This window comes from Rhodococcus sp. P4_B6 (genome assembly GCF_056402215.1).
This window is the reverse complement of the sequence record NZ_JBFUHV010000282.1, coordinates 1-7,383: the sequence shown is the minus strand read 5'-3', so window position 1 is coordinate 7,383 and position 7,383 is coordinate 1. Positions and strand designations below refer to the sequence as shown.

7 protein-coding genes and 5 pseudogenes are annotated in these 7,383 nt (G+C 65.3%); 10 read left to right on the top strand and 2 right to left on the bottom strand.

Going from position 1 to position 7,383, the window contains the following annotated elements; genetic code table 11:
- The 6 genes and pseudogenes from AC1DWT_RS48380 to AC1DWT_RS48355 all read left to right on the top strand — a co-directional run.
- Positions 1-271 (top strand): annotated as a pseudogene (locus tag AC1DWT_RS48380) (carbonic anhydrase); the annotation flags it as partial.
- 381 nt (positions 272-652) lie between these two features.
- Positions 653-1,002 (top strand): annotated as a pseudogene (locus AC1DWT_RS48375) (malic enzyme-like NAD(P)-binding protein); the annotation flags it as partial.
- Positions 1,003-1,450: 448 nt separating this feature from the next.
- The gene (locus AC1DWT_RS48370; protein WP_477925988.1) at positions 1,451-1,618 is read left to right on the top strand and encodes a hypothetical protein; all 168 of its coding nucleotides are present in this window, start codon (positions 1,451-1,453) and stop codon (positions 1,616-1,618) included.
- Positions 1,619-1,942: 324 nt separating this feature from the next.
- Positions 1,943-2,500, top strand: coding sequence for an STAS domain-containing protein (locus AC1DWT_RS48365; RefSeq protein ID WP_206015681.1), 558 nt, complete (start codon positions 1,943-1,945; stop codon positions 2,498-2,500).
- A gap of 175 nt (positions 2,501-2,675) precedes the next feature.
- The gene (locus AC1DWT_RS48360) at positions 2,676-3,053 is read left to right on the top strand and encodes a hypothetical protein (RefSeq protein ID WP_338051505.1); all 378 of its coding nucleotides are present in this window, start codon (positions 2,676-2,678) and stop codon (positions 3,051-3,053) included.
- A pseudogene (locus tag AC1DWT_RS48355) lies at positions 3,037-3,186 on the top strand (peptide transporter); the annotation flags it as partial. The gene AC1DWT_RS48360 and the pseudogene AC1DWT_RS48355, both read left to right, overlap by 17 nt.
- On the opposite strand, the gene AC1DWT_RS48350 reads toward AC1DWT_RS48355, so the two are convergent.
- On the bottom strand, positions 3,120-3,365 hold the full coding sequence (locus AC1DWT_RS48350; RefSeq protein WP_167372150.1) for a hypothetical protein: 246 nt from the start codon (positions 3,363-3,365) through the stop codon (positions 3,120-3,122). The pseudogene AC1DWT_RS48355 and the gene AC1DWT_RS48350 sit on opposite strands and share 67 nt — an antisense overlap.
- 940 nt (positions 3,366-4,305) lie before the next feature.
- Here AC1DWT_RS48350 and AC1DWT_RS48345 point away from each other — a divergent pair.
- From AC1DWT_RS48345 to AC1DWT_RS48330, 4 genes and pseudogenes are all read left to right on the top strand, one after another.
- Positions 4,306-4,992: a TauD/TfdA dioxygenase family protein gene (locus AC1DWT_RS48345; protein WP_206015679.1), complete on the top strand. Its 687-nt coding sequence runs from the start codon at positions 4,306-4,308 to the stop codon at positions 4,990-4,992.
- Positions 4,989-5,894: a hypothetical protein gene (locus AC1DWT_RS48340; RefSeq protein WP_206015678.1), complete on the top strand. Its 906-nt coding sequence runs from the start codon at positions 4,989-4,991 to the stop codon at positions 5,892-5,894. The genes AC1DWT_RS48345 and AC1DWT_RS48340 overlap by 4 nt, the downstream gene beginning before the upstream one ends.
- 301 nt (positions 5,895-6,195) lie before the next feature.
- Complete coding sequence (locus tag AC1DWT_RS48335; RefSeq protein WP_206015677.1) at positions 6,196-6,357, top strand: hypothetical protein; 162 nt, start codon at positions 6,196-6,198, stop codon at positions 6,355-6,357.
- A 134-nt stretch (positions 6,358-6,491) separates the two neighbouring features.
- A pseudogene (locus AC1DWT_RS48330) lies at positions 6,492-6,923 on the top strand (DUF4158 domain-containing protein); the annotation flags it as partial.
- Positions 6,924-7,049: 126 nt separating this feature from the next.
- Here the strand turns inward: AC1DWT_RS48330 and AC1DWT_RS48325 are convergent.
- Positions 7,050-7,383, bottom strand: a pseudogene (locus AC1DWT_RS48325) (DDE-type integrase/transposase/recombinase); the annotation flags it as partial.

Below are 7,383 nucleotides of genomic sequence, written 5' to 3'. Positions count from 1 at the left end.
GGGCAAGGTCCCGGACGGCTTCATCCGCAGCATCGTCGAACGGGTGGCGCCGTCGATCATGATGGGTCGCAAAGAGGGCCTCACCACCGTCGACGAACTCGAAGGCCGCCACGTCGTGGAGACCGGGGCTCTCCTGATGGAGCGTTCGCGCATCATCGCCGATCGCGTCGGAAGTGGTGCCTGCGCTATTGCCGGCGTCACCTACAGGCTGTCCGACRGCCGGATGCACCTGCAGGGAGGGGTCGGAGACATCGGCGAGCTCCGCGACTGACGTGACACGCCGAACCCGCTGAGTAGCTGGGCTGCTGGGCTCGATGTGCTGCTCGACGCCCGCGTTGGTCGTTCCCGGACCGAGCACTGGATAGGCCGGAGCTGCGTCGACGGTCCGGGAAGGTTTGCGGTGTTTCCGGGTTGTTCACTCTGAATCGGAAGCGGGGTGCGGAGGGGGTTGCCTTACCTTCGCGCAGGAATCTCCTCTCGGACAAGCCGAATACGCGATGAAAATCGCTGTCTGCTCATGCTGTGCTGGCCCTGGTGTACCCGTTCTTTCGGGCGATCCTCGGGTCACCGAATCCCGGTGACCCCGGGGACGGTCGTGGAGCTGGGAATCGGACCGAAAGCCTCACCGGAGGGCCGGTGACGGCGGAACGGCGCCGGGCACGTCGTCATCAGGTTGCTCGTCGCCCAGGGCGGGACCCCCATCGCGTGCGGGCGGAAGGGGATCCTGTCGCCTGACGACACCGCCGACGATTCCATCGTGTTGGCGCTCGCCAACCCGGTCCCCGAGGTCGACCCGGGTCGCGGCCGGCGAGCACGCCACAGTGGTGGCCACCGAACGGTCGGATTTTCCCAACCCGATCAACAACGTGCTCGCATTTCCCCGGGGTGTTTCGTGGACTGCTCGACGCGCACGCAGTCGGCATCACGGATCAGATGCTGATCGCCGCGGCCGGCGTGATCGCCGAGTCGGTGTCGCCGTCCGAACTCAATACCACGTATATCGCGACCAATCCATCGCTCTAACACGATGATTCCCCCGGTGATGACCGCGAGGGGCAACCGAGCAGAAAGGCCCCGGCGTGGGAGATCGGCATCCCGCCGACCACACGCTGATACGGGACCAGCCCGATCGCGACGGCGATCAGACCGCCGAGCAGCTACGGTCCGAGGCTCGACCTCAGGAACCCAGGCATCTCGAACGGGCGAGGTGGGCCGGCACCGGACTTCGCGAATGGTTGTTGCGCAACGCTATTCGGATTGCGGCAACTTATATCATGTCAATTTGATCCGTATGACACTCTTGCCCACCGATTTTCAATGCCCAACGGGCGCGGTCCCGGTGGCGTCCAGGAACCGGAACCGGGCCGGCCCCGAACCCGGTCGRCCCGGTCTCATACCTTCCTTCTCGCTGGAGTGGCCCCGTCGGCGGATCCGGCGTCTGGCCGACCAGTTGAGTCGGTTGCTCGCCGACGGTGATCTGGCCGGATTGCGGGCCGCGCTCACCCGAATCGTCTCTGCGGACGGTCTGGACCGCCACATGCGCACCGCGCTGCTGATGTGTCTGTCCGGTACGGTCGCCGCCCGGGTGTCTGATCGCACGGCAGCAGCGCCGACCTGATCCGCCCCACCATCGACACACATCGCCCGCCGGCATGGCGCTGGCCGCCGATCCCGCCTGGTGCGCGTGCGTCGCCGCCCTGTCCACCCACGTCTGGCTACTCAACCTGCACGCGCCCCTTGACATCGTGCACGGGACGGTAAGAACCCTCACGTGTGCAGGGTTTCTTCTGCGGGACGGCGCGTTATCTTCTGATCTGAGGTTGAGACCACAGCCTGGTAGACACTGCCCGCCACCGGTTCGGGATCGTCGGCCCATGTGTCGAAGACCCTCGTTGCAGGGTTCGGTGCGGTTCCGCAGCCGGTCACACTCCGGGAGCCACCCATGGCCTATTTTCGCTCCATCTTCGATTCTCCCGAACTGGTGCAGTCCTCGTTGTCCGAAACCGACCGGTGGGACAACGCCGATCCCGGTGAACCCGGATTTCGCATCGACATCGACGAACCCACCGGCGGCCCCGGGGTGATCCGGGTGCGCGGCGATATCGACGTCGTCACCGCCCCGATACTGAACGCCTGCCTCGCCGAGGCGGTGCTCACCGGTCGCAGCGTGGTCGTCGACCTCCTGCACGTTCCGTTCATCGGATGCGCCGGACTGGCCGCACTCGACGGCGCCGCCACCCGGTTGTCCGAGCAGCGATGCCGCCTGACCGTCGCCTCCCTGGCCGGCCTGCACTCGACCCTGGACCGGATCGGAATCGGCGCAGCGGTGCGCTGCTTCGACACCGTCGCCGAAGCATTCCACGCCGCACTCGCACACCCTGCTACCACGGCAGAACGTGCACCGACGTTTCCGATCCTCGACCGACCGCGTTCACCGCTCTGCTCCCTCACCGCCCTCCCCTCCAGCGCGGGCCTCGACCGGAAAGGCATCGCCCGATGACCAACCAGGCTCCTTGCTCACCCCCTCGGTCCGCGTGGTCGACCACGTGGATCAAGCAGCACCTCGATCGCATGGACCGCGGCGACCACGGCCGCGAGGTCGGGACCATGGATGCGGACGCGGCACGGCCGACGCAGAAACAGCGATACCCGTGGGAACCACTCAGGTGAATCGGATGGTGGCGTTCGAAGTGCGGTGGTGCGCCCATGGCGGCGGCCCCGCTGAGACGATCATGGCCGATTTCGGCATGGACGCCGCGGCCTTCTTCCGGCAGCTGACCGAATATCTGGAGAATTCCCCGCCCACTCCCCTGCGCCCCGACGTGGTTGAGCGGATGAAGGGCCGTTACGCGGCGGCGCCTCTGGCTGGCCACCTGACAGGCCCGGAAACCGGGTCTGACATGTCGAACGACCCGAATCACGGCGAACCGTCCTGTGTACCGTTCCGTCCGCGTGGCGACTGCGGTGACGATCGGGCGCCGATCTTGGGGAATCGTGGCCTCGCTTCGGCAGTCACGGATCTCGGATTACCGGACCCGGGACGACCTCGGTGACCTGGCCGATCTGGTCTCGATCACCGATACCCAGCTGCAGCCTGCCTTGGTGGTCACCCGGGACGCCTACCTGCGGCTGTACCCGGACGACGAAACCAAGATCAGGCTGGCACGGTGGGTCGTCATCAACGGGAGCTCGGGCGGCTCGAGCTGGGTGGCGAGCAGGATGCCGAGATTGTTCATGGCGTCGGTGTGGCCGGCGTCGGCGGCGCGTTCGTACCAGTGCCGGGCGGCGCCGAGGTCTGCGATGACCCAACCGGAAGCCGACCGGGGCGCGATCGCGCGGGAGTTCATGGACGAGATGGGCTTCACCGAAACCTCCGGCCGCTCCCCGCCCCTGGGTCGCGGTTCGCGGTTCGCCACGGCCTGTCCGCGAATGGAAATGACCGCAACCACATCGCCGCCTCCGCGGTGCGCGAGGATGGCACGAAGGTCGACCTCTACCGCGACTGGAGGCGTGCCAGCGAGACTGTGAATATGCTCGAACATAAGCACGCGTTGAAAGTGCTCGAGCCTCGCAACGCCGAGACCGGTGAGCGTGGCTACCACCGCGCCGAGTTGCACCGCGCCGCCCGCGAAGGTGCAACCGAGTTGGACCGAGAACTCCCCGCGCGCCGGGTGCGGGCGTGCGCGGCCGCATCGAAAACGGAAGCTGAGTTCGTGCGACGTCTGCGGGGGCAAGGGTTGATTGTGCGTCCACACCTGGCATCCGGCCGCAACGACGTCGTCGGCGGCGACAAGGTCGCGGTGCGCCCGTCGAAGGAGCACGGTGCGAAGCGGCGGCGGCCATCTCGCAAAGGACTTGTCGCTGCCCCGCCTGCGGAAGGAATGGGAAAGGCTCCCCCACCGCATCCGAGGCGGTCGCGGAGTGGAACGTCGCCCGCCGCGACATGCCCTCCACCAAGAACTGCCGCGCCGAACGCACTCAGCCGGAGGCGTCGGCCGGAGGCGTCGGCCGGAGGCGTCGGCCGGAGGCGTCGGCCGGAGGCGTCGGCCGGAGGCGTCGGCTGAAGCCACGGGGAGCGTTGATCCGGCGCTCGCGGCCGCGTATGACGCACGTCGACTGGCGGCATTGGACGCCCCCAGTAACCCGCGGGAGGCGCCGCAGCCGAGCAGCTCCCCTGTCCCTGCGAAACTGACTCCTCGCCCGGGCGCATCCGCTCGGAATGGTCGATCTTCGGATCACGACCGCGGGTGATTAAGGCAACGAACCCGGGCGGAACGCCCGTAGAAGAAGAAGGGGATATCGCGCTTGTCCGACTCACCGATACGCGATGCAGCGACAAAGAGCATTTATGAGCGGGGGCTCGAAGAGGCCGCCAGAGCAGGTTGGGCAGTTATAGCGGGGACTATCGAGGGAATGTGCGGGTTCGTCGACCAGTCGGAGCATTACTCGACGACCAAGGCCCGGACTACCGACAACGTAATCAGTGAGCTGCGACCGACCGGATCCGAATCGGCTGAGCCGCGTTCATTGAGCAAGATCCACGGGTCGAAAGCTCTCCCGCTGCACACCGACGGCGCCCACTTGCCGGAGCCTCCCAAGTACGTCGTCCTGGAATCAGGGAGTGAGGTCACCGACGACGTCTCGGAAACGTTCGTAGCAAGGGCAAACCCTCTGTTCACCGGTCGATCCGAGCGTGCAGATTGGAGTAACGGAATCTTCCTGGTCGATGGTGGCGCCCAAAACCTCTTTTACGCGTCGGCCTACTCAGGGCACTACGTGCGATTCGACCCAGGATGCATGACACCTGCCGACGCCCGTGCACGCCGGGTGTGTCGGTTAGTTCGCGGGACCGAACCCGACTACGTCCATCGTTGGGGTGATCCGGGGAAACTATTGATCCTCGACAATCACCACGTTCTCCATGGTCGAGACGCATCCGATGCGCCGCACAAAGTGCTCCGTAGGATCCTCGTCAGTCAGGAGACCCGGTGATTGCACCGTTTGAGTACCGCGCACTCTGGGTGAAGTCGGTGAACTTCATCAACAAGGCGTTGGATCCCGAGCTCGGTCCCGATGAGCAAGGATTCTGGGCTTCCTCTGCCCTCGAACTGTTGGGGAAGGCCACGCTTGCGAAGATCCACCCCACGTTGATCGCCGACATCCGTAACAACGACCGAGACCGAGGAGGGGACTCTCTTCTCGCCGCGGCCGGCGCGATTCGGTCGTCGGGTGACTTCGTATCGATCGCGGCGACAACGGTGTATTCCCGGTGCGCCAGAGTGGTGCAAGGATTCGATGCCGGGCGCGCCGGCCTGGTAGCGCGGGATCGCAACGCCTATGTCCACTCCGCGTCGGCGATCCGTGTAGACGACACGTGGTGGGATCGGTTCTGGCCGCTCGTGAGTCTCTTGCTGGCGTCGCAGGAGCGGCATCTCGAAGAGTACGTAGGCGTCGATCGCCGCGAGGAAATTGAATCGGTGCTCGCACGAGCGAACAAACACGCCCAACAACGCTTGACGACCCTCATCAAGGTCGCCAAAGAACGTCACGAGCGACTGCAACGAGGTGAGGCTACCGAGCGCGAGCGAGCAGACATCGGAACCAGAACCCGCGTGATGGCCTCCTACGCGGAAAGCCACCGGTGTCCCGCATGCGGGGGACAGGGATGGATCTACGGGGATCAGACACTCGACTCGGACTACATAGGTTCGACAACCCCGTCCGGAGATTACGTTGGCTTCATTCGGGAGGTTGCGACCGACGGATTCGCCTGCGGTGACTGCGGCTTGGTTCTCTCGGACAAATCTCTGGTAGAACACGCGAACATGCCTCTGGAGTTCGAGATCGAAGACGACGAATCCGACTACTTAGAGCCCGAGTACGGCAACGACTAACCCCGTAGCACTCTGCCATCGGCACCCGTCGTACTCCAGAAAAGTCCCTTTGCCGGCACCGCCGCGTCCATGACCCATCCGATGGGCGCGGTGCCTATCGTCGCGGACATCGTGGATGCTCATCCGCCGACTCCAGATATCCACCGTATTCGATCGATTGCGGCCCAAAGGGCTCCTCTCCGACTCCGGCCCGAAACTGCCGATGAGCTGTGGAGCAACTCCCCATGCGCAGCGTACGACTCCGTACACTTACTGAGCAGGAGCGTCAGTACATCGCCGACAAGGTTCCGAGGCGGCAGCCGTGGTGAAGCAGCGAAGCGATAGGTCGCAAGAAGTACTCGGCGCCGTCCTCGGCGTCATCAGAACGATGGCCGGGGCAGTGGTCGGCGGCGGGATCGCCCTGGCGTTCGTGATCGGAGCCGTTGCGAGTGGCCCTCACGAGAGCGATCCGTGGGGCGAGTAGTCGCCAAGTAGGGCACTGCGTAGTTTCCAGCGAAAAAACAACGATTGCGTGAGAGTGATGCCCCACTGACGACCCGGTCTCGTTCTGCCCGTCTCGACGGCCGGGCGGTGAGGGGGCCGGGGTGGCGACGCGCTATGTGTTCACCGGAGGAGGAGTTGACACAATTTCGGGGATTCCCGGAGATCACCTGTGCGGCGTCGAGCCGCCATGTCACACCGACCGGGGCGGATGAGAGAGTAAAGCGCCAGTTTTCTGGTGCCGCAACCGTTTTGGGCGCAGCCGTGCAGCTGTGCGCGCTGCCGTGGCTGGGGTTCGCGCCCGCCGAGGTGCGAGCCGCACCGGAGGTGGCGGTGGCGCGGCCGGCCAACCGACTGGAGTTACCGGTCGACGAGTTGGCCGGCCATGCCGTCCGGGAGCAGACCCTCACCGATCACCTTCGGGAGATCCTGTATTACAGGCGGCCGGCGCACCACCGATATGGCCGAGTGGAAGGAACTATCGACGAGTTTCCGTTCGCCCGGGCGATGGAGCACGATTCGCCGAAGCTGCTGTTCGGTCGAGCGTGCGAGTACCTATCCTCGTCGCGGGTGGTGCGCCCGGGTGTGGCACAGCTCGAGCATGTCGCTACCGCGCGGACCAGGGCGCCGGCTCGAGACGTGGACACGGATGACGCACCTGCTCGACGAGGGCAGGCGAGCCGAACTGTGGGAGTTCTCCGCCGGATTGTTCAAATATTTCGATTGCCGGTGCTCCACCGACGACATCATGTTCCGGTGCGCGACCTGGTAGGAGCCGAGTTTGTCGGTGACCGGTGACCGGTGACCGGTGACCGGTGACCGGTAGCCGCGGCCGACACCCTTGTTTCTTCAACAGTTTCCGGAAGAACCGAGTCGCGGCCTACCGTCCCTGCGAGCCTACCGTCCCTGCGAGCCTGCACCAGGATATCGAGGACGTTCCCATGATGGTCGACGGCCCTCCACAAGTACCGGCGTGCCCCGTTGAACAAGTACCGGCGTGCCCCGTTGA

Excerpts from the sequence above, each read along its gene's own strand:
- AC1DWT_RS48365 (WP_206015681.1), top strand. The coding sequence starts at position 1,943 with ATGGCCTATTTTCGCTCCATCTTCGATTCTCCCGAACTGGTGCAGTCC.
- AC1DWT_RS48360 (WP_338051505.1), top strand. The coding sequence starts at position 2,676 with ATGGTGGCGTTCGAAGTGCGGTGGTGCGCCCATGGCGGCGGCCCCGCT.